The sequence below is a fragment of the Mesorhizobium sp. CA10 genome (assembly GCF_020165285.1).
In the GTDB taxonomy this organism is placed as follows: Bacteria; Pseudomonadota; Alphaproteobacteria; order Rhizobiales; family Rhizobiaceae; genus Mesorhizobium.
In genome coordinates this window covers 85,537-104,826 of record NZ_JAIUHV010000012.1, presented here as the reverse complement: position 1 = coordinate 104,826, position 19,290 = coordinate 85,537, and the positions used below count along the sequence as shown (strand labels likewise).

Sequence of the window (19,290 nt, the reverse complement as noted above, 5' to 3'; positions counted from 1 at the left end):
ATCGAAAAAGGAGGCGGAACCACGGAACTCCTTCGCATGCAGTCTGGCAGGTCTATCTTTTGTGAAGACCTCCTCTCTGATGCGTTAACCCTAAATCAAAATCGCACCAACTTTGTATCCTAAAATGGGTACAATTGTGGTGCCGATTAGATGCCCAATGGTTCGCTTGGGCACGAGGAGTTCAAAATGACTTATCAAAACGGAGCGACACTTCCCGAAAGCACAACTGATGTCGACGACGAGAACCATACGCAAGAAGTCCGGCAGTGGACTATCAAAAATTTGGACATAGACGTCGTTGAAAAATCCAGAATGGCAGCGAAGAAGAGGGGGATGAAGATAGGCGCGTGGGTGGCAGCCAGCCTTAAGAGAGCTGCTGAGCTGGAGCTATACTCAGATCCGTCACCAGGCAACAATTCCCTTTCGGCTGACATCGAAGAAATTGTCAATAGAATTGAAGAAATTCGACGAGAAGATATTGCATTTCGACAAAATATTCAGAGCGACCTTCTTCAACTTGTGAAAGGTCAACATGGCATACTTACCGAAATGCTGTCTCGCAATCACCCAATGGAGGCCAACGTGGCAAGAAACACCGGTGATGACTACCGCGTAGGTGCGGTCAAAGGTCGTACGCAGTTCCAGCACGACAACGGTGACTGGCAAAAGCGCGACGAACGCACTGGCCATTTTATGGAGCGGAAATCCTCGGAAGGTCCGTTCAAAGGCGTAGCAAAAGAACCGGACGGTCGGGACACCAAGAACTCGTAACCGCCGCGAGTAATCCCGAGCGCGCAGCTTCAGCGCCGCGCTGGCGGGAGGCCCGCTGCCTGCCGGCAGCTCCCCCGCTTTCAAAGCCTGCCATCGATTCACTGGATCGATGGGTTGGCGCGCTGCGCGCGCCAACCGGCTTCTCAATCCCCCATCTTCAGCGCCTGGATAAACGCTTCCTGCGGGATATCCACTTTCCCGAACTGGCGCATCCGCTTCTTGCCCTCTTTCTGCTTGTCGAGCAGCTTGCGCTTGCGGGTCACGTCGCCGCCGTAGCATTTGGCGGTGACGTCCTTGCGCAGCGCCGAGATGGTCTCGCGGGCGATGACCTTGCCGCCGATCGCGGCCTGGATCGGGATCTTGAACAGATGGTGCGGGATCAACTCCTTCAGCTTCTCGCACATGGCGCGGCCGCGCTTTTCCGCCGCTGTGCGGTGCACCAGCATGGACAGCGCGTCGACCGGCTCCTCATTGACCAGGATCGACATCTTGACCAGGTCGCCCTCGCGATAGTCGGTCAGGTGATAGTCGAAGGAGGCGTAGCCCTTGGAGATCGACTTCAGCCGGTCGTAGAAATCGAAGACCACCTCGTTGAGCGGCAGGTCGTAGGTAAGCATGGCGCGTTTGCCGACATAGGAGAGATCGGCCTGGATGCCGCGCCTGTCCTGGCAAAGCTTCAGGATGCCGCCGAGATAGTCGTCGGGGGTCAGGATGGTGGCGCGGATCCATGGCTCCTCGATCGAGGCGATCTTGACCACGTCGGGCATGTCGGCCGGGTTGTGCAGTTCCTTCACCGAGCCGTCGTTGAGGTTCAGACGGTAGACGACGCTGGGCGCGGTTGCGATGAGGTCGAGGTTGAACTCGCGCTCCAGCCGCTCCTGGATGATTTCCAGATGCAGCAGGCCGAGGAAGCCGCAGCGATAGCCGAAGCCGAGCGCGGCGCTGGTTTCCATCTCATAGGAAAAGCTGGCGTCGTTTAGGCGCAATTTGCCGACGGCGGCGCGCAAATCCTCGAAATCGGCGGCGTCGACCGGGAACAGGCCGCAGAACACCACCGGCTGCGCCGGCTTGAAGCCGGGCAGCGCCTTGGCGGTCGGGCGGCGGTCCTCGGTGATGGTGTCGCCGACGCGGGTGTCGGCCACTTCCTTGATCGAGCCGGTGAAGAAGCCGAACTCGCCGGGGCCGAGCTCGTCGACATTGACGCGGGCCGGCTTGAACACGCCCGTCCTCTCGACGAGGTACTTCGCGCCGGTGCCCATCATGCGGATGGTCTGGCCCTTCTTCATCACGCCGTCGATGATGCGCACCAGAACGATGACGCCGAGATAGGCGTCGTACCAGCTGTCGACCAGCATGGCCTTCAGAGGTGCCGCGATATCGCCCTCGCGCGGCGGCGGCAGCTGATGGACGATCGCCTCCAGCACGTCCGGCACGCCAAGCCCCGTCTTGGCCGAGATCAGCACCGCGTTGGAGGCGTCGAGGCCGATCACCTCCTCGACCTGCTCGCGGATGCGCTCGGGCTCGGCCGCCGGCAGGTCGACCTTGTTCAGCACCACGACGATCTCGTGGTTGTTGTCGATGGCCTGATAGACGTTGGCCAAGGTCTGCGCCTCGACGCCCTGGGAGGCGTCCACCACCAGCAGCGAGCCCTCGCAGGCGGCCAAGGAGCGCGACACCTCATAGGCGAAGTCGACATGGCCGGGCGTGTCGATGAGGTTCAGCACATAATCATCGCCGTTTTTGGCGCGGTAGTTCAGCCGAACGGTCTGGGCCTTGATGGTGATGCCGCGCTCGCGCTCGATATCCATCGAGTCCAGCACCTGCTCCTTCATGTCGCGCTCCTCCAGCGTGCCGGTGAGCTGGATCAGCCGGTCGGCAAGCGTGGATTTGCCATGGTCGATATGGGCGACGATGGAGAAATTGCGGATGTGGTCGAGCGGGGTGGTCATGCGGCGCGCTTTAGCAGGGGCGAGGTTGAGGGGCAAGCGGAACGCCTTTTTCCCTTCTCCCCTTGTGGGAGAAGGTGGATCGGCGCGCAGCGCCGAGACGGATGAGGGGTGTTGGACGGAACTCAGCGGCCAGCTAGTCTGGCGCAATGCCGCACCAGCCCGTCACCCAAGCCAAGCGCAGCTTTGCCCGAACGTCCGCCGTGAGATGACGGAGGCTGAGCACAAGCTGTGGCAGGAATTACGCGACCGCAGGCTTGATCGGATCAAGTTTCGCCGGCAGGTACCTGTCGGAAAATACGTTGCCGATTTCGCCTGTCTCGGAGCGCGCTTCATCGTCGAGCTCGATGGTAGTCAGCATGCGGACTCGGAATCGGATTTGGCTCGCGGAGCTGAGTTGAAGGCGAGAGGATTTCGGATCTTGCGCTTTTGGAATGATGATGTCCTGAAGGATCTGGACGGCGTCTGCGATACGATCATCGCCTATGTGAACGATCCCGGCCTGCAGCCGTGGCGGTGAGCGGGTAGACGTCTCACTCCGCTGGAGCACCCCTCATCCGTCTCGGCGCTGCGCGCCGATCCACCTTCTCCCACAAGGGGAGAAGGGAAGCACCCCAATCACAAACCGGTGAAGCTGTAACGAACCTCTCCATCCCGGCGAAATGGGAGCATGACCCGCCGCTACGGAGACTGCTTCCCATGACCGGATCGAAGACAAAGATCGCCCTGCTCGCCGGCGCGATGCTCGCGGCCACGATGGGCGCCGCGACCGCGCAGCCGCTCACCGTGGTCGAGCTGTTCACCAGCCAAGGCTGCTCGTCCTGCCCGCCGGCCAACGCCAACCTGATCAAGGTCAAGGACCAGCCGGGCGTGCTGGCGCTGTCGTTCAACGTCACCTATTGGGACTATCTCGGCTGGAAGGACACGTTCGGCCGCAAGGAATTCACGGAACGCCAGGTGACCTATGAGCCGTCGCTCGGCCGTGACGGGCCGTTCACGCCGCAAGTGGTGGTGAACGGCAGAAGCGACGGCGTGGGCGCCGCGCCGGGCGAGATCCAGAGCCTGATCGCCAAAGGCGGCCGCACGCAGGGGCCGGAGCTTTCGCTTGGGCAGGGCAAGGTCAGCATCGGCGCCGGCAAGGCGCCGGGCGGCGGCGCCGACATCTGGCTGGTGCGCTACACAAGAGGCGTCGTCGAGGTGCCGGTGGCGCGCGGCGAGAACACCGGCCGCACGCTGCCGCACGCCAATGTCGTGCATGCGCTGACCAAGCTCGGCAGCTGGAACGGCACGGCGACGACGCTGCCGCTGCCGGCAGCCGCCGGGGGCTTGAGCACCGCGGTGCTGGTGCAGGCGCCAGGCGGCGGACCGATCCTGGCCGCGGCGGCCAACTGATTTTCCTTCTCTTCGCGCGGGGCCGCATGAAAGCGGCAACGCTTCACCAGGGCCCGCATGCGCGCGCCAAACCCAAGGAGACTACCATGACCAAGTTCCTCACGCTGCCGGCGCTGGCCTTCGCGCTTTCCGCGTCCGTCTTCGTCGCCGGCGCGCGCGCCGACGACACGGCCAACGCGATGAAGCCCGCCAACGCGATGGCGACCGGCGCCATGAAGCCGGCGGACGCCATGAAGCCCGCCGATGCCATGAAGCCCGACGCGATGAGCACCGAGGCGATGAAGCCGGCGGATGCGATGAAGCCCGCCACCGACGCAATGAAACCTTCGACGGATGCCATGAAGCCTGCGGACACCACCGCTCAGTAGGGTGAGCTGGCGATCCGCCTGCGTCGCCGGCCTGCGAGGCAATCGCACAGGGCAGCGCAGCTCCCGCTCCGTCTCGGCGCTGCGCGCCGATCCACCTCTCCCCCGCTTTGCGGGGGCGAGGAAACGCCAATCGCGGAGGACGCGGCCTTTGTACGCCTGGGTTCCTCGCCCCCGCCAGAGGCGGGGGAGAGGTGGCTCGGCGAAGCCGAGACGGAGAGGGGGAGCGCCCTCGGCCATTGGCCGCACGGCAAAGTGAGAACCGCTTCGAGGCTGCGTTCGTATATAATGGAACAACAACAAGGAGACCCAACATGACCGGCATTGAAAAGAAAGCCGCGCAGCGGCCATTCCTTGCCAAAGGTGCGCTGGCGGCGCTGGTGCTCAGCGCGGCCGCGGCCGTATTCTGGCAGACACCGGCCCGCTCGGCCGAGGACGCGGTGGTGATCCCGCCGCCGGCTCTGGACGAAAAGGCGGCGAGCGGCACCGAAAAGGCGATCTTCGCCGGCGGCTGTTTCTGGGGCGTGCAGGGCGTGTTCCAGCACGTCAAGGGCGTCAGCAAGGCTGTGTCCGGCTATACCGGCGGCAGCGCCGAAAACGCCGTCTATGAAGTCGTCGGCACCGGCCGCACGGGCCACGCCGAATCCGTCGAGATCACCTACGACCCGTCGAAGGTCACCTATGGCCAGCTGCTGCAGGTCTATTTCTCGGTCGCGCACAATCCGACGCAGTTGAACTACCAGGGGCCGGACCAGGGCACGCAATACCGCTCGACGATCTTCGCCGAAAACGACGAGCAGAAGAAGGTCGCCGAGAGCTATATCGCCCAACTCGACAAGGCCAAGGTGTTCGGCAAGCCGATCGTCACCACGCTGGAGACCGGCAAGACCTTCTACCCGGCCGAGGATTATCATCAGGACTTCCTGACGCTGAACCCGACCTATCCCTATATCGTCTACAACGACCTGCCCAAGATCAAGAATTTAAAGGCGCTGTTCCCAAAACTTTACAGCGAGAAGCCGGTGCTTGTGCTGGCCTCCAGCAAGAGCTGAGCGACACCCGCTCGTTGTCATCCACGGGCGGAGCAAGGAGCGCAGCGACGCGCGCAGACCCGAGGATCCATTCCGTGACGTATGAGCGCTGCCGCGGTGCAGAATTCTGCTCCGCTGCAGCCTTCGATCAAGGTCACGGAATGGATTCCAGGGTCTGCGCGACGCCGCTTCGCGGCTGCTCCGCCCTGGAATGACGAAGCTGGGATTTTTCGATCGTCAGGTATGTCCGCGGTCGGCAGGCGGCATGCCTTGGCGATTGGCCGAAACGCTCATCGCAATCGTCATCCACGGGCGGAGCAAGGAGCGAAGCGACGCGCGCAGACCCGAGGATCCATTCCGGGACGTATGAGCGCCGCTACGGTGCGGAATTTCTGCACCACCGCATCCTTCGATCAAGGTCACGGTATGGATTCCCAGGGTCTGCGCGCGTCGCTTCGCTCCTTGCTCCGCCCTGGAATGATGGGTGGACGGCCCCTCGCGGCATCGAATGTGCCAAGCTGGCCGTGTTGAAACCCCAGCGGAGGAGACCGTCCGTCATGCAAGTTATCAGATTTGGAATCGATCTGGCCAAGAACGTGTTTCAGGTGCACGGCGTGGATGCGACCGGGCGAGTGGTGGTGCAGCGTCAGCTGCGCCGCGCGCAGATGGTGAAGTTCTTCGCCGCGCAGCCGCCGGCGCTGATCGGCATGGAGGCTTGCGGCTCGGCCCATCACTGGGGCCGCACGCTGCGAGCGCTTGGCCATGAGGTCAAGCTGATGCCGCCGGCCTATGTGAAGCCCTACGTCCCGCGTAACAAGAACGATGTGCGCGATGCCCAAGGCTGTTGCGAGGCGGTGAGCCGGCCCGACATGCGCTTCGTGCCGATCAAGACGGTCGAACAGCAAGGGGCCAGAGGTCTGCATCGCACGCGTGACCTTCTGGTGCGCCAGCGCACGCAACTGGCCAACGCCATTCGTAGCCTGCTCTATGAGATGGGCCAGACAAGCGCCCAGGGGGCTGCGGGCATGGAAGCGCTACTGCGGCGCATCGAGGCCCCGGATGAGGCCACTCCCCGCGGTGCTGCTGATCTGCTTGACGCCGCTGGTCGGGCAATGGCGCGCGCTCGATGCCGAGATCCGCAAGCTGGACAAGCAGATCGTGACCCAGGTCAAGCAGGATCGGGCTGCCATGCGGCTGACGAAGATCCCGAGCGTCGGTCCGATCATCGCGCAAGCGACCATTGCGGCCATTGGCGACGGCCGCCAGTTCGCCTCGGGCAGGGACTTCGCCGCCTGGCTGGGCCTGACCCGCAAGAGCCATGACACCGGCGGCAAGCACAAACTGACGGGCCATATCAGTCGCGCCGGCGACAAAGACCTGCGAAGGCTGCTCATTCTCGGTGCCAGTTCCTGGTTGCGTCAGGTCAGGGCCAAGCCCGACAGAGGCTCGCCCTGGATTCGCGGCCTGCTGGCCAGGCGGCCGGTCAAGGTCGCGGTCGTGGCTCAGGCGGCCAAGACCGCGCGTATCATCTGGGCCATGCTCACCTCAGGACAAGAATACAGGCAGACACAATACAGGGCGCCGGTAGCGGCTTAGACCGCTATCGAGGCCCTCAACAGCGTAAAGAGCAAAAAGCAGCACGGCAAAATGGTCAGGACCTGGGTCGGGACACTCCGCCTCGTCATAGCGATACAAAGCGCGCTGGAATGATTGGAACCCGATCCGCGTAACCCTTGCGGGCCAGCGGTCATCAATCGACCGCATCAAAGGCCGAATACATGACCGCTCCAGACTTGCGCCGTCGCCGCTATTTTGCCTCTTGCCCAAGAGGGGCCGTCCATACATGACGAGGCTGGGATTTTTCGATCGTCGGGTATGTGTCTGCGTGGGCAGGCGGCATGCCTTGGCGATTGGCCAACACGGCCCGGCCTTCGTCATCCACGGGCGGAGCAAGGAGCGCAGCGACGCAGCGTAGACCCGAGGATCCATTCCGTGACCTACGAGCGCCGCTCACGGTGCCGAATTCTGCCCGGCTGCATCCTTCGATCAAGGTCACGGAATGGATTCCAGGGTCTGCGCGACGCCGCTTCGCGGCTGCTCCGCCCTGGAATGACGACGTTGAGGGGCTTGCGCCAATCTCCGAGGTTCGCACTTTCGGTTGACGAAGCCATCCGCCCTTTGATTTGCTGGCAAAACAGAACACAATGTGAAGCAGTTCATAGAATTATACTTGACGCTGCAAAACATTGACATCCGACCTTCTGCCGCAACATAAACATCGCCGTCACTTTTTCGACAATTCTGTTTCAACTGATCCGGAGCGCTGCTTTAGGGGCGGATTCTTGTTGCCTGCATTGTTGGGCCGGGCATGCCGGCCGCGCTTCGGGAACGACGACGATGGGGAGGAACGACAGATGGCCATCGACATAAAAGTCTCCGTCTACACCAATGGCGATGACGCCTTCGTCGCCTGGGCGCCGAGCGACTTCATCGCCGGGTGCCGGGGTTTTCTGCTCGAGCGCGGCCGCAAGGCCGGCGCGAGCGAGAGGATCGAGCCGGTGGAGAACCGCGTCGGCTTCACCAAGGACAAGCCGAAATCGGGCGACCACAGGCCGTCGGATGTCTGGCCGTTCCAGCGCTTCAACTGGACCGACCATGCGGCCGATGTCGGCAATGTCGTGCGCTACCGGGTGACCGCGATGATGAGCGCCGGACCCGGCAAGCCGCTGACCAAGGGGGTGTCGAGCGACTGGACGGACTGGGCGACGCTCGCCACCGACGCCGGCGGCGGCTTTTCCTGCTACTTCAACCGCGGCCTGGTTCTGTCGCAATTCGTCGCCCGCTACATGGCCAAGAACAAGCTGTCGCCCGCGGCCTTCAAGAAGAGCCTGCAGACCAATGGCGACGCAAAATTCCGCGCTTTCCTCGAAGGCGATCTCGGGCTGCGCATGATCGGGCTGACGCAGGTCGCCGGCGACGAGCTGCATGCCGCGCTCTACGAGCTCGGCGACGCGACGCTGGAGACGGCGCTGATCGGGCTCGGGCCGCGGCTCCATCTCATCCTCGCCAACGGCTCCGACAAAAGCGGCGACGGCAACAAGGAGGCGCGCAAGAACCTCAACGACCACGGCATCGCGACCGTCGACCGGATGCTGAAATCGAAAGGCCTTGGCCACAACAAATTCGTCGTCGTGTCCAAGGACGGCGAGCCGAAGATGGCGTGGACCGGCAGCACCAACTGGAGCACCACCGGCCTGTGCACGCAGGTCAACAACGGCTTGCTGATCGAGGACGCGGCGGTCGCGGCGCATTTCCGCAAGCATTGGGACCTGTTGAAGGACGCCTCGCCGCCCAAGACCGACCCGGCCAATTTCACGCCGGCGCTGATGGCGGACAACGACGCGCCCAAGACTTTCACGGTCGGGACCGCCAAGGCGACCGTGTGGTTCACCCGCACCTCGGATGGCGCCGACATGGCGGCGCTGCGCGACGTCATCGCCTCCGCCAAACAGGCGGTGCTGTTCTTGATGTTCACGCCGGGCAAGCAGGGGCTGCACACGCTGGCCGGGCAGCGCGCAAGGGAAAAGGGCATGTATGTGCGCGGCGTGGTCTCGACGCTGAGCGCGGAGGAGGGCGGCACCGAGCAGAATTTCCTCGATATCGACCTGGTGAGCAGCGACCGGAAATTCACGCCCGACCGCTACGCGGTGGCGCAGCCGCAGGGCCTCGACGCGCCGCTCGGGCCATGGATCGCCGAGGTCAACCGGCGGAGCTTCCTGTCGCAGATCGGCCACGCCATCGTGCACTCGAAAATCCTGGTGACCGACCCGCATTCGGACGACTGCGTGGTGGTGACCGGCAGCCACAATTTCTCGGCGCCGGCGAGCGAGAAGAACGACGAGAACCTGGTGATCGTGCGCGGCCACAGGAAGCTTGCCGCCGCCTATGCCACCTACGCGATGTCGGTCTACAGCCACTACCGCTATCGCTCCTACATCCGCGAGATGCGGGCCCAAGGCAGGACGCCGTGGAGCTATCTCGACGACGACGATCAGTGGCTGAAGACCGAGCTCAGGACCAAGGCGCAGGAGATCGCGTTCTGGACGCAGACCTGATTTCCTTTTCCCCGTTCCACGGGGAGAAGGTGTCGCGAAGTGACGGATGAGGGGCAGCGCCGGCATCTGCGGCTAACCGCCGACCCATAACTGCCTGACAGGTCAGCGCCGCCCCTCATTGCCCTGCCGGCATTTCTCCTGGCGCGACTGATCGGCCCGAGGCTTGATTGCCACGTGGTTCCCCCAATCCGTCGCTGCTTCGCAGCGCCACCTTTCCCCCCTCCGGAGGGAAAGGAAAGGAGCGTTGCTGGACGGGCGTTGACGGCAAAAGCTTGGCGCCTTTCCTCTACCCCGTCGATCGGGGGAGAGGTGGCTCGGCGAAGCCGAGACGGAGTGGGGGTCGACCAGCGCTGCATAAGACAGTGCATGCGCGAAGCTGCCATGCACGCTATCGCCAAAGGCCAGCCCGCTTGGAAAGGTGTGCATGCCGTGGCGTAAACGGGGAGAAATGAGCCGTCGCCAGCGCCGGCGCTCCAGTCGCCGCGGCCGGTATACCTGGTCTGGCAAGGGCCGCCAATTGGGCGTTCCCTGTCCAGAACTGTCAGCAGCAGCGTCGATTCCAGTTGCGCCGGACAACAGCCGACCTATATCAGGTCACCTTTTCCAGCCGGCCGTATTTCAGCATGTCATCCATCATCTCGATCTCCGGTGTCACGAAAACCTATGCCACCGGCTTCAAGGCGCTGAAGGAAATCAATCTCGACATCGAGCGCGGCGAAATCTTCGCGCTGCTCGGGCCGAACGGTGCCGGCAAGACGACGCTGATCTCGATCGTCTGCGGCATCGTCAACCGCTCGTCGGGCACTGTCACCGTGGACGGCCACGACATCGGCCGGGATTACCGCGCCGCGCGCAGCCTGATAGGGCTGGTGCCGCAGGAACTCACCATCGATGCCTTCGAGACGGTCTGGGCGACCGTGAACTACAGCCGCGGCCTGTTCGGCAAGGCGCCCAACAAGGAGTTCGTCGAAAAGGTGCTGCGCGACCTCTCGCTGTGGGACAAGAAGGATTCCAAGGCGATCACGCTGTCGGGCGGCATGAAGCGCCGACTGATGATCGCCAAGGCGCTGTCGCACGAACCGCGTGTGCTGTTCCTCGACGAGCCGACGGCCGGCGTCGACGTCGAACTGCGCCAGGACATGTGGGCAATGGTCAGGCGCCTGCGCGAGGAGGGCGTCACCATCATTCTCACCACGCATTACATCGAGGAAGCCGAGGCGATGGCCGACCGCGTCGGCGTCATCAACAAAGGCGAGATCATCCTGGTCGAAGGCAAGGCCGAGCTGATGCGCAAGCTCGGCCGCAAGCAGATGAATCTGGAGCTGCGCGCGCCGCTTGCCGCCGTTCCGGACGCCCTGTCGCACTATTCATTGGAGCTGTCGGACGACGGCAACCAGCTCACCTACACCTATGACAACCAGAGCGACCGTCCGGGCGTCGCCTCGCTGATCCGCGACCTCGAGGCGGCCGGCGTCCAGTTCCGCGACCTCGACACCAAGAACAGCTCGCTCGAAGAGATCTTCGTCAATCTTCTGAGGCAAGAGCCATGAACCTGCGCGCGGTATGGGCGATCTACCGGGTGGAGATGGCGCGCGCCTTCCGCACGGTGCTGCAGAGCATCATCTCGCCGGTCATCTCGACATCACTCTATTTCGTCGTCTTCGGTTCGGCCATCGGCTCACGCATCACCGAGATCGACGGCATCGCCTACGGCGCCTTCATCGTGCCCGGCCTGATGATGCTGTCGCTCTTGACGCAGTCGATCTCCAACGCCTCCTTCGCCATCTATTTCCCGAAATTCGTCGGCTCGATCTATGAGCTCCTGTCGGCGCCGGTCTCCTACCTGGAAATCATCATCGCCTATGTCGGGGGTGCCGCGACCAAGTCGGTCATGCTCGGCCTGATCATCCTGGCCACCGCGGCGCTTTTCGTGCCGCTCAGGATCGAGCACCCATTCTGGATGATCGCCTTCCTGGTGCTGACCGCGGTGACCTTCAGCCTGTTCGGCTTCATCATCGGCATCTGGGCAAAGACCTTCGAGCAGCTGCAGCTGGTGCCGCTCTTGATCGTCACGCCGCTCACCTTCCTCGGCGGCAGCTTCTATTCGATCCATATGCTGCCAGGCATCTGGAAGACGATCACGCTGTTCAACCCGGTCGTCTACCTGATCAGCGGGTTCCGCTGGAGTTTTTACGGCAAGGCTGACGTCTCGGTCGGCGTCAGCCTCGGCATGACGGTGATGTTCCTGGCGATCTGCATCGCGATCGTCGCGTGGATTTTTAAAACCGGCTACCGGCTGCGGAACTGACGGAACTTGTTCCTTGCCCCACGAAGTGGCACACATTTCCAAGCGACTGGTCTTGGCGATAGCGTGCATGGCAGCTTGGCGCATGCATTGTCCAATGTAGCGCTGGTCGACCCCCACTCCGTCTCGGCTTCGCCGAGCCACCTCTCCCCCGGTCGACGGGCTAGAGGAAAGGCGCCAAGCCTTTTGCCGTCAATGCTCGTCCAGCAAGGCTCCCTTCCTTTCCCTCCGGAGGGGGGAAAGGTGGCGCTGCGAAGCAGCGACGGATTGGGGGAACCACGTGGCAATCAAGCCTCGGCCTCACCAGTCACTCGCAGAAGATGCGTGCATAGCGTAGACGAAGCGGGGCGAGGAAAGAGCCTGCTCTAAACCGCCTTGATCAGCCGCAGCAGGCCCAGCATTTCTACGAAAGTCCCTTTGCGGAATGCGATATAGGTCGGCTCCTCGATACCATGGAAGCGGCGCTTGAAGGCCGCCTGGCCCTGCAGGTTGAAGCGCGAGCGGTTGACCCAGGGCGAGTTATAGGCGCGCTGGAAGGTGCCGCGCCAGAAGCTCGATTCGGCGAACCCGCTCGGCTCGATATCGAGCAGCGGCGAGAGGCCGAGCGTCACCTGTGAGACGCCCTCCTCGCGAAAGCGGTCGACGGCGAATTTGGTCAGGCCGATCTCGGCATGTGGCGTCGCATCGACCTGTTTGCGCTTGAAGGAGGTGGTGTAGCCGATGACCTTGCCGTCGCGAAACAACGGGTCGAAATCGAGGATGGCGAGAAGCTGACCTTCAGGTCCGTGCAGGAGGAAGCGCCGCATGTCGGCGCCGATCTCTTCGGAAAAACGGCGGTTGAGGAAACCCATTTCCCAGCGCTTGATGATGCGCTCTTTGCGCCAGTCGGCGGAAAGCTGCTTGATCTCGTCCTGCAGCCCGTCGCCCTTGTCCTCGGCGAGGGTAAAACCCTTCTTCGTCAGCCAGCGCTCGGAATAGCGCACGGTCTCGTTGCGCTTGCCGGAAAAATCATGCGCAGGCAGCGGTAGTCTGGTGTCGATGCCGAGGCGATTGACCTGGTAGCCGAGGCCGGCGAGCACCTTGGCCGTGTCGGCGCCGACCTGGACGAACCAGGGGCCGCCGGCGGCTTCGACGAAGCGCTTGATATAGGCCGCGCGATCCGCCGGGTCGACCACAGGATCGCCGAGCGCGAAATGACGGCTCATCTTGGTGCCGAAGGCGATATAGCCGTCGCCATCGCTGAAATAGGACAGTTTCTGCTGCACCGCCGTCGAATAGGCGAGCGAGAAATCGCCGTAACGGCGCACCAGCGCCAGGCGTTCGTCGTCCGTCAGGTCGCGTCGCGGGACCTTGGGTGCCACGGCATCGAGAAGCCTGTCGAAATAGATGCGCAGGGGCGCCATGAGCTCCGCGTGCCAAGAAGTGATGACCTGCCGCCCTCAGGTCGCGAATCGCCGCGACCGCCGCCGGCCGCGTCGCGTCAGCGCGATATTAGGATGCAATCGGCGGCGAATGAAGGGCAAATGTCCCAAAGCGTCCGCTGCCCGTCGGCCGCAGAGCGGCAGCGTAGGGTTTAAGCCGCCCAGCATCGTCATTCTATGGTGGAGCAAGGAACGAAGGGACGCGGCGCAGACGACAGAGTCCATGCTCGTGACTTGGAAGCGCCGCCACGGCGCAGAATTCTGTTCCGTTGCACGCCCTGGCGAAGGTAACGGCAGGGATTCCAGGGGCTTCGCGACGCAGCTTCTCTCCTGTTTCGCCCTGCGATTGACGACGTCGGGGAAGCCTTGCGACCAATCTCCGACGTCCGCGTCTCAAAGCTGCAACCTCAGCGCGTCACACGGCGATCTTGCCGCCGCCCTGCTTCGTAATCGCAACGACGGACGGCCGCACCGGCATGTCCGGCTTGAAGTCCGGCCAGCGGGTCGACGGGTCCTCGTAGTAGGATGGGCGGCCGAAACCTTCCCAGTCCTCGCCGCCGTCGCCCGGATGCTGCACGGCGACGAAAGCTGTCTGGTCATCCGGCGCGAATAGCGGGCCGCACATTTCGGCGCCGATCGGCACGCGGAAGAACAGTTTCGACGTTGCCCGCGCGGCACCCTCGGTATCGACCGCCCAGAGACCGTCGGTGCGGCCGGTGGCCTTCGGGCCCTGGCCGTCGGTGGCGACCCACAGGCGCCCGGCGGAATCGACGGCGCAATTGTCCGGCATGCCGAACCAGCCATGGGCGGTGGTCGCGGTCGAGAAAGTGGCGCCGACATCGGCAACGGAAGGATCGCCGCATTTCAACAGCACTTCCCATTTGCCCTTGGTGGCGGCGAAATCGCCGCCGTCCTCGACGATCTCGATGATGTGGCCGAAAGCGTTCTCGGCGCGCGGATTGGCGGCGTCGACCTGCTCGGCCTTGCGCTTGGAATTGTTGGTCAGCATGACATAGACCTTGCCGTTGCCGGCATTGGGCTGGATGTCCTCCGGCCGGTCCATCTTGGTGGCGCCGAGCAGGTCGGCGGCGCGCCGTGTCTCGATGAGAACGTCGGCCTGGGAAGCAAAACCGTTCTCCGCCGTCAGCGGGCCTTGACCGAAAACGATCGGCATCCATTCGACCGAGCCGTCCTCGGCGAATTTGGCCACATGCAACGTGCCGTCATCGAGCAGGTCCAAGTTGGCGGCGCGGTCGTTCGGGTTGAAAATGCCCTTGGTGACGAATTTGTAGACATAGTCGAAGCGCTCGTCGTCGCCGAGATAGAAGACGACGCGGCCGTCCTTGGCGACGATCGATTCGGCGCCCTCATGCTTGAAGCGCCCCATGGCGGTGCGCTTCTTCGGCACGGAGTTGGGATCGTTGACGTCGACCTCGACGATCCAGCCGAAACGGTTCGGCTCGTTCGGCTCCTTGGCAAGGTTGAAGCGATCGTAATGCGCGCCCCACTCATAGGCGCCTTCGGGGATGCCGAGGCGCTTGTAATTGGCCGCTTCCCTGTGGCCTTCCGGCAATTCGCCCGAGAAATAGCCGTGGATGTTCTCCTCGGCCATCACATAGGTGCCCCAGGGCGTGACGCCGCCGGCGCAATTGTTGAGGGTGCCAATGACCTTGGTGCCGGACGGGTCCGCATTGGTCTTGACGCGGTCATGGCCCGCCACCGGGCCGGACAGCTCCATATCGGTGGTCGACATGATGCGGCGGTTGAGCTTGCCGTCGCGCACCACCTGCCATTTGCCGTCCTGCTTGCGGATCTCGACGATGGTGCCGCCATGGGCGGCCATCTCGACATCGATCTGCTCCTTCGAGAGCGGCGCCACCTCGGCCTTCTTCTTGCCGTCCTTCTCGACGACCGAGACGATGCCGGGAAACATCAGATGCGGGTTGGTGTATTCGTGGTTGACGACCAAAAGGCCGTGCTCGGCCGAGCCGTCGATCGGAATATAGCCGACATAGTCGTTGTTGTAGCCGAACTGTCTTGCCTGGGCTTCGGCCGACTGCTTCAGCGGATCGAAGTCGGGTGAATCGGCAAACAGCGGATCGCCCCAGCGCAACAGCACGTCGGCGTCATAGCCGGGCGCGACATGGTGCTTGTCGTCGATGCCGGCTTCGAGCTCGTCGAACTTGAAGGCCGAAGCGTCAGCGGCGCGCGCCTCGTCGGCGGCGACGAGCGCCAGCGGGCTGACGGTGGCGGCGATGGCCGAGACGGCCAGCGAGCCCTTCAGGAAGCCGCGGCGCGAGAAACGCGCGGCGATGATCTCGCCCATGGTGTGGTTGTCGGTAGGATTGACGGGCGGGCCGTCATTGTCCTCGAGCTGGCTGGTGCGGAAGCGGGTCTCAGGGGTCACGGTCATGAGTTTGTCCTCTGGCTTCTGAGTGGCTGGGGATTTTGACCTTTCGACCCCTAAAGCGCGCCGATCACATTTTCGTGACACTGCCGTGATAGAACCGCAATAGTTGTTTGCCGGCTCGCGGCGGCTTTTGCGATACCCGGCTTCAGTCCCTTGAGCGCCTGCGCTTGGCTGTGGTCAGCTTGACGACATCGCCCGCTTCGGAAACAAGGGCTGGCCGGCGTGGCGACGGCGCTTCAAAAGGGGACGGCAAGGTGAGTTTCTGGGGACTGGCGCAGCTCGGCATTTCGACCGTGATATTCCTGCTGGCGGCGATGGCGGCCAAGCAATGGGGGCTGGCGCCGAGCTTGGCCAAGCTGCTTTTGACGCTGGCGCTCTACTCGGCCGGCAATCTGATCATGCTGAGGCTGGTGCGGGAATTCGGCATGTCGGTGTCGTTCAGCCTATCGGCGGTGATCCAGCTTGTCGCGGTCAATGTCGTGGCGATCGCCTTCTTCGGCGAACGGCTCAATGCCTTGCAGGCGATCGGCATGGTGCTGGCGATCGCCGCGGTCGCGCTGATCACGCTCGGGCCCTATATCCAGCGGCTGTAGCTGGACCCGAGGGCCCGAATGAAATCGACCCCCAACGCGCTCCTCAACAAGTTGGAATTCCCGGTGCTGCTGGCCGGGCTGGTGATTGCCGGCGGGCTATGGGGCCTGGTGGAACTCATCGAACTGGCGCGCGCCACGACCCCGCACGCCTTCGACACGGAAATCCTGCTCGCCTTCCGCCATGCCGGGCAGCCGGACAGTCCGATCGGCCCGCTTTGGCTGGAGGGCGCGGTGCGCGATGTCACCGCGCTGGGCAGCACCGCTGTGCTGGTGCTGATCACGACGGCGACCATCCTCTATCTGCTCTTGATCCGCAGACCCTCGACAGCCCTGTTCATGTTCGCGGCCGTCGCCGGCGGGCAAGCGCTCTCCAGCCTGCTCAAGCTCGAGGTCGACCGGCCGCGGCCCGATCTCGTCTCGCATCTCGTCACCGAGACCTCGCTCTCATTCCCCAGCGGGCATGCCATGCTGTCGGCCGTGACCTATCTGACGCTTGGCTCGCTGGCGGCCCGCTTCCTGCCGGACCGGACGACCAAGGTCTTCGTGCTCGGCCTCGCCGTGCTCACCACCGTGCTGGTAGGCGCCAGCCGCGTCTATCTCGGGGTGCACTGGCCCTCCGATGTGCTTGCCGGCTGGTGCGCAGGTTTTGCCTGGGCCATGCTGTGCTGGCTTGCGGCGCGGCTGCTGCAGCGACGCAAGGTCGTTAAGGATAGCGAATAACCGATGTCTCATCTACATTAAATGACGCTTGAAACATCACTATGCTTGTATTATCGATTGATATCGCAGACTCAGACAAAGGTTCTGGCCGATGATCACTGCTGCGCAGATGCGCGCCGCAAGGGCGTTGGCCGGTATCGACCAGCGAACGCTTGCCGAGCGCGCCGGCGTTTCGCTTCCGACGATACAGCGTATGGAAGCGAGCGAGGGCGTCGTGCGAGGCGTCGTCGACACGCTGATGAAGGTCATCCATGCCCTCGATGAGGCCGGGGTGGAATTGATCGGCGAGAACCAGACTAGCGAACGCGGCGGCAGGGGCGTGCGCCTCAAGGCCACCGCGGCGCAGAACCCGCAGGGCTGAGCCGCAACCGCATCCGCCTCGGGAACCGTTACCGGTTTTCGGGCAGCGATGCGGCGTCGCAACGTTTTATCGCGACGGCGACCGCCGACATCCAGCCGACGATCCCGCCGCCCTGTGGAGCGGAAGCAGTTCATGGATCAGGCGCGGCGGGCAATTCACCACCAAGCACGGCCGACCTTCGCCGAGCTGTTCACACCAAAGCTGGTGACGGTGCTGCGCGAGGGCTACCACCTCAAGCAGCTGAGGGCCGATGTGATCGCCGGCCTGACGGTCGCCATCGTGGCGTTGCCGCTATCGATGGCGATCGCGATCGCCTCGCATGTGGAGCCCGAGCGCGGACTGTTTACGGCGATCATCGGCGGTTTCATCGTCGGCGCGCTTGGCGGCAGCCGTTTCCAGATCGGCGGGCCCGCCGGCGCCTTCATCGTGGTCGTGGCCTCGACGGTCGACCGGCATGGTGTCGACGGACTGATCCTGGCAATGCTCATGGCCGGCGTCTTCCTGCTCGCGGCCGGCTATCTCAGGCTCGGCGCCTATGTGAAGTTCATTCCCTATCCGGTGACGGTGGGTTTCACTGCGGGCATCGCCATCATCATCCTGTCCAGCCAGTTGCACGACCTGTTCGGCCTGACGCTGCCAGGCAAGGAGCCAGGCGACCTGCTGCCGCGGCTTATCGCGCTCGGCAAGGCGGCCCGAACGGCAAATCCGGCGGCCATTGCGCTCGCCGCGCTGACGATAGGGATCATCGTGGCCATGAAGCGCTGGCGCCCTTCGTGGCCGGGCCTCCTGATCGCGGTGACTGCGGCCTCGCTGGCGACGACGCTTCTCGGTCTTCCTGTAGAGACGATCGGAACGCAATTCGGCGGCATTCCGCGGATGTTACCGGATCCGGCTCTTCCGGCGCTCGATGCGCAGAAGCTCGTCTCCGTGGTGCCCGACGCAATTTCCTTCGCCCTGCTCGGAGCAATCGAATCGCTGCTTTCCGCCGTGGTCGCGGACGGTATGACCGGCCGACGGCACCGCTCCAACTGCGAACTGGTGGCACAGGGCATCGCCAATATCGGCTCGGCGCTGTTCGGCGGGATCTGCGTGACCGGACTGATCGCGCGCACGGCGACCAACATCCGCGCCGGCGCGCATGGACCGTTGTCGGGAATATTCCATTCCGCCTTCCTGCTGCTGTTCATGCTGGTGGCTGCGCCGCTTGCCAGCTACATCCCGCTGGCGGCGCTCGCCGGGGTGCTGGCCACGGTGGCCTGGAACATGGTGGAGAAGCCCGCCTTCCTGGCGCTGATCCGATCGTCCTGGGGCGACGCCCTGGTGCTTCTGGTCACTTTCGGACTTGTCATCTTCCGCGACCTCACCACCGGCATCGTGATCGGCTTTGCGCTGGGCGCTCTGCTGTTCATCGGGCGGATGGCGCGTTCGGTCGAGGTGGAGGCACATGTCCCGCCGGTGACGGAGGACCGCGCCGACGCCGCAAATGGCGGGCGCGTTGCCTATGACCTCGCCGCCGCCACCGATCCGGATACCGTCATCTATCGCATATCGGGGGCGTTCTTCTTCGGCGCTGCGGCAACGATCGCGACCGTGCTGGACCGTATCGCCGACCAGCACAGGAACTTCATCCTCGATTGCTCGGCTGTGCCCTTCCTCGATTCGACCGCGGCAAACGTCATCGAAAGCACGGCGAACAACGCAAGGCGCGCCGGAGGACGCTTCATCATCGCGGGCGCCTCGTCGCAAGTCAGGCGCACCCTGATAAGCCATGGCGTCAAGCGGCCGCTGGTGACCTATGCAGCCTCGATCCGTGACGCGCGGGCGCAGCTGGGCGGAAAAGCGGAGACGGCGTAGGCGCCC

Annotated in this window: 15 protein-coding genes and 1 pseudogene; 13 read left to right on the top strand and 3 right to left on the bottom strand. The window is 63.6% G+C overall.

Annotated features, from left to right (window positions below):
• Positions 1-186: 186 nt before the first annotated feature.
• Positions 187-771, top strand: a complete 585-nt coding sequence (locus tag LB535_RS23200) for a hypothetical protein (protein ID WP_224633858.1) — start codon at positions 187-189, stop codon at positions 769-771.
• Positions 772-914: 143 nt separating this feature from the next.
• Here the strand turns inward: LB535_RS23200 and lepA are convergent, their stop codons facing one another.
• Positions 915-2,720, bottom strand: coding sequence for a translation elongation factor 4 (lepA, locus tag LB535_RS23195; RefSeq protein ID WP_224633857.1), 1,806 nt, complete (start codon positions 2,718-2,720; stop codon positions 915-917).
• A 25-nt stretch (positions 2,721-2,745) separates the two neighbouring features.
• Here lepA and LB535_RS23190 point away from each other — a divergent pair, with 25 nt between their 5' ends.
• From LB535_RS23190 to LB535_RS23155, 8 genes and pseudogenes are all read left to right on the top strand, one after another.
• On the top strand, positions 2,746-3,237 hold the full coding sequence (locus LB535_RS23190) for an endonuclease domain-containing protein (protein WP_224633856.1): 492 nt from the start codon (positions 2,746-2,748) through the stop codon (positions 3,235-3,237).
• 179 nt (positions 3,238-3,416) lie between these two features.
• On the top strand, positions 3,417-4,109 hold the full coding sequence (locus LB535_RS23185) for a DUF1223 domain-containing protein (protein WP_224633855.1): 693 nt from the start codon (positions 3,417-3,419) through the stop codon (positions 4,107-4,109).
• Positions 4,110-4,195: 86 nt separating this feature from the next.
• Positions 4,196-4,477 (top strand): hypothetical protein, encoded by a 282-nt coding sequence (locus LB535_RS23180; protein WP_224633854.1) that lies wholly within the window; start codon positions 4,196-4,198, stop codon positions 4,475-4,477.
• A 311-nt stretch (positions 4,478-4,788) separates the two neighbouring features.
• Positions 4,789-5,526 (top strand): peptide-methionine (S)-S-oxide reductase MsrA, encoded by a 738-nt coding sequence (gene msrA, locus LB535_RS23175; protein ID WP_224633853.1) that lies wholly within the window; start codon positions 4,789-4,791, stop codon positions 5,524-5,526.
• Positions 5,527-6,062: 536 nt separating this feature from the next.
• Positions 6,063-7,002 (top strand): annotated as a pseudogene (locus tag LB535_RS23170) (IS110 family transposase); the annotation flags it as partial.
• 917 nt (positions 7,003-7,919) lie between these two features.
• Complete coding sequence (locus LB535_RS23165) at positions 7,920-9,620, top strand: phospholipase D-like domain-containing protein (protein WP_224633852.1); 1,701 nt, start codon at positions 7,920-7,922, stop codon at positions 9,618-9,620.
• A gap of 623 nt (positions 9,621-10,243) precedes the next feature.
• Positions 10,244-11,170: an ABC transporter ATP-binding protein gene (locus LB535_RS23160; protein WP_224633851.1), complete on the top strand. Its 927-nt coding sequence runs from the start codon at positions 10,244-10,246 to the stop codon at positions 11,168-11,170.
• A complete protein-coding gene (locus LB535_RS23155; protein WP_140845276.1) occupies positions 11,167-11,928 on the top strand; it encodes an ABC transporter permease in 762 nt (253 codons plus the stop codon). The genes LB535_RS23160 and LB535_RS23155 overlap by 4 nt, the downstream gene beginning before the upstream one ends.
• A gap of 362 nt (positions 11,929-12,290) precedes the next feature.
• Here the strand turns inward: LB535_RS23155 and LB535_RS23150 are convergent, their stop codons facing one another.
• On the bottom strand, positions 12,291-13,328 hold the full coding sequence (locus LB535_RS23150; RefSeq protein ID WP_224633850.1) for a phosphatidylglycerol lysyltransferase domain-containing protein: 1,038 nt from the start codon (positions 13,326-13,328) through the stop codon (positions 12,291-12,293).
• Between the two features lie 433 nt (positions 13,329-13,761).
• Positions 13,762-15,759 (bottom strand): PhoX family protein, encoded by a 1,998-nt coding sequence (locus LB535_RS23145; protein WP_224633849.1) that lies wholly within the window; start codon positions 15,757-15,759, stop codon positions 13,762-13,764.
• Between the two features lie 251 nt (positions 15,760-16,010).
• Here LB535_RS23145 and LB535_RS23140 point away from each other — a divergent pair, with 251 nt between their 5' ends.
• From LB535_RS23140 to LB535_RS23125, 4 genes are all read left to right on the top strand, one after another.
• Positions 16,011-16,349, top strand: coding sequence for a hypothetical protein (locus LB535_RS23140; RefSeq protein ID WP_224606559.1), 339 nt, complete (start codon positions 16,011-16,013; stop codon positions 16,347-16,349).
• An 18-nt stretch (positions 16,350-16,367) separates the two neighbouring features.
• On the top strand, positions 16,368-17,069 hold the full coding sequence (locus tag LB535_RS23135) for a phosphatase PAP2 family protein (RefSeq protein ID WP_224633848.1): 702 nt from the start codon (positions 16,368-16,370) through the stop codon (positions 17,067-17,069).
• 91 nt (positions 17,070-17,160) lie between these two features.
• Positions 17,161-17,430 (top strand): helix-turn-helix domain-containing protein, encoded by a 270-nt coding sequence (locus LB535_RS23130; RefSeq protein WP_224633847.1) that lies wholly within the window; start codon positions 17,161-17,163, stop codon positions 17,428-17,430.
• Between the two features lie 132 nt (positions 17,431-17,562).
• Positions 17,563-19,284, top strand: a complete 1,722-nt coding sequence (locus LB535_RS23125; RefSeq protein ID WP_224633846.1) for a SulP family inorganic anion transporter — start codon at positions 17,563-17,565, stop codon at positions 19,282-19,284.
• Positions 19,285-19,290 lie beyond the last annotated feature (6 nt).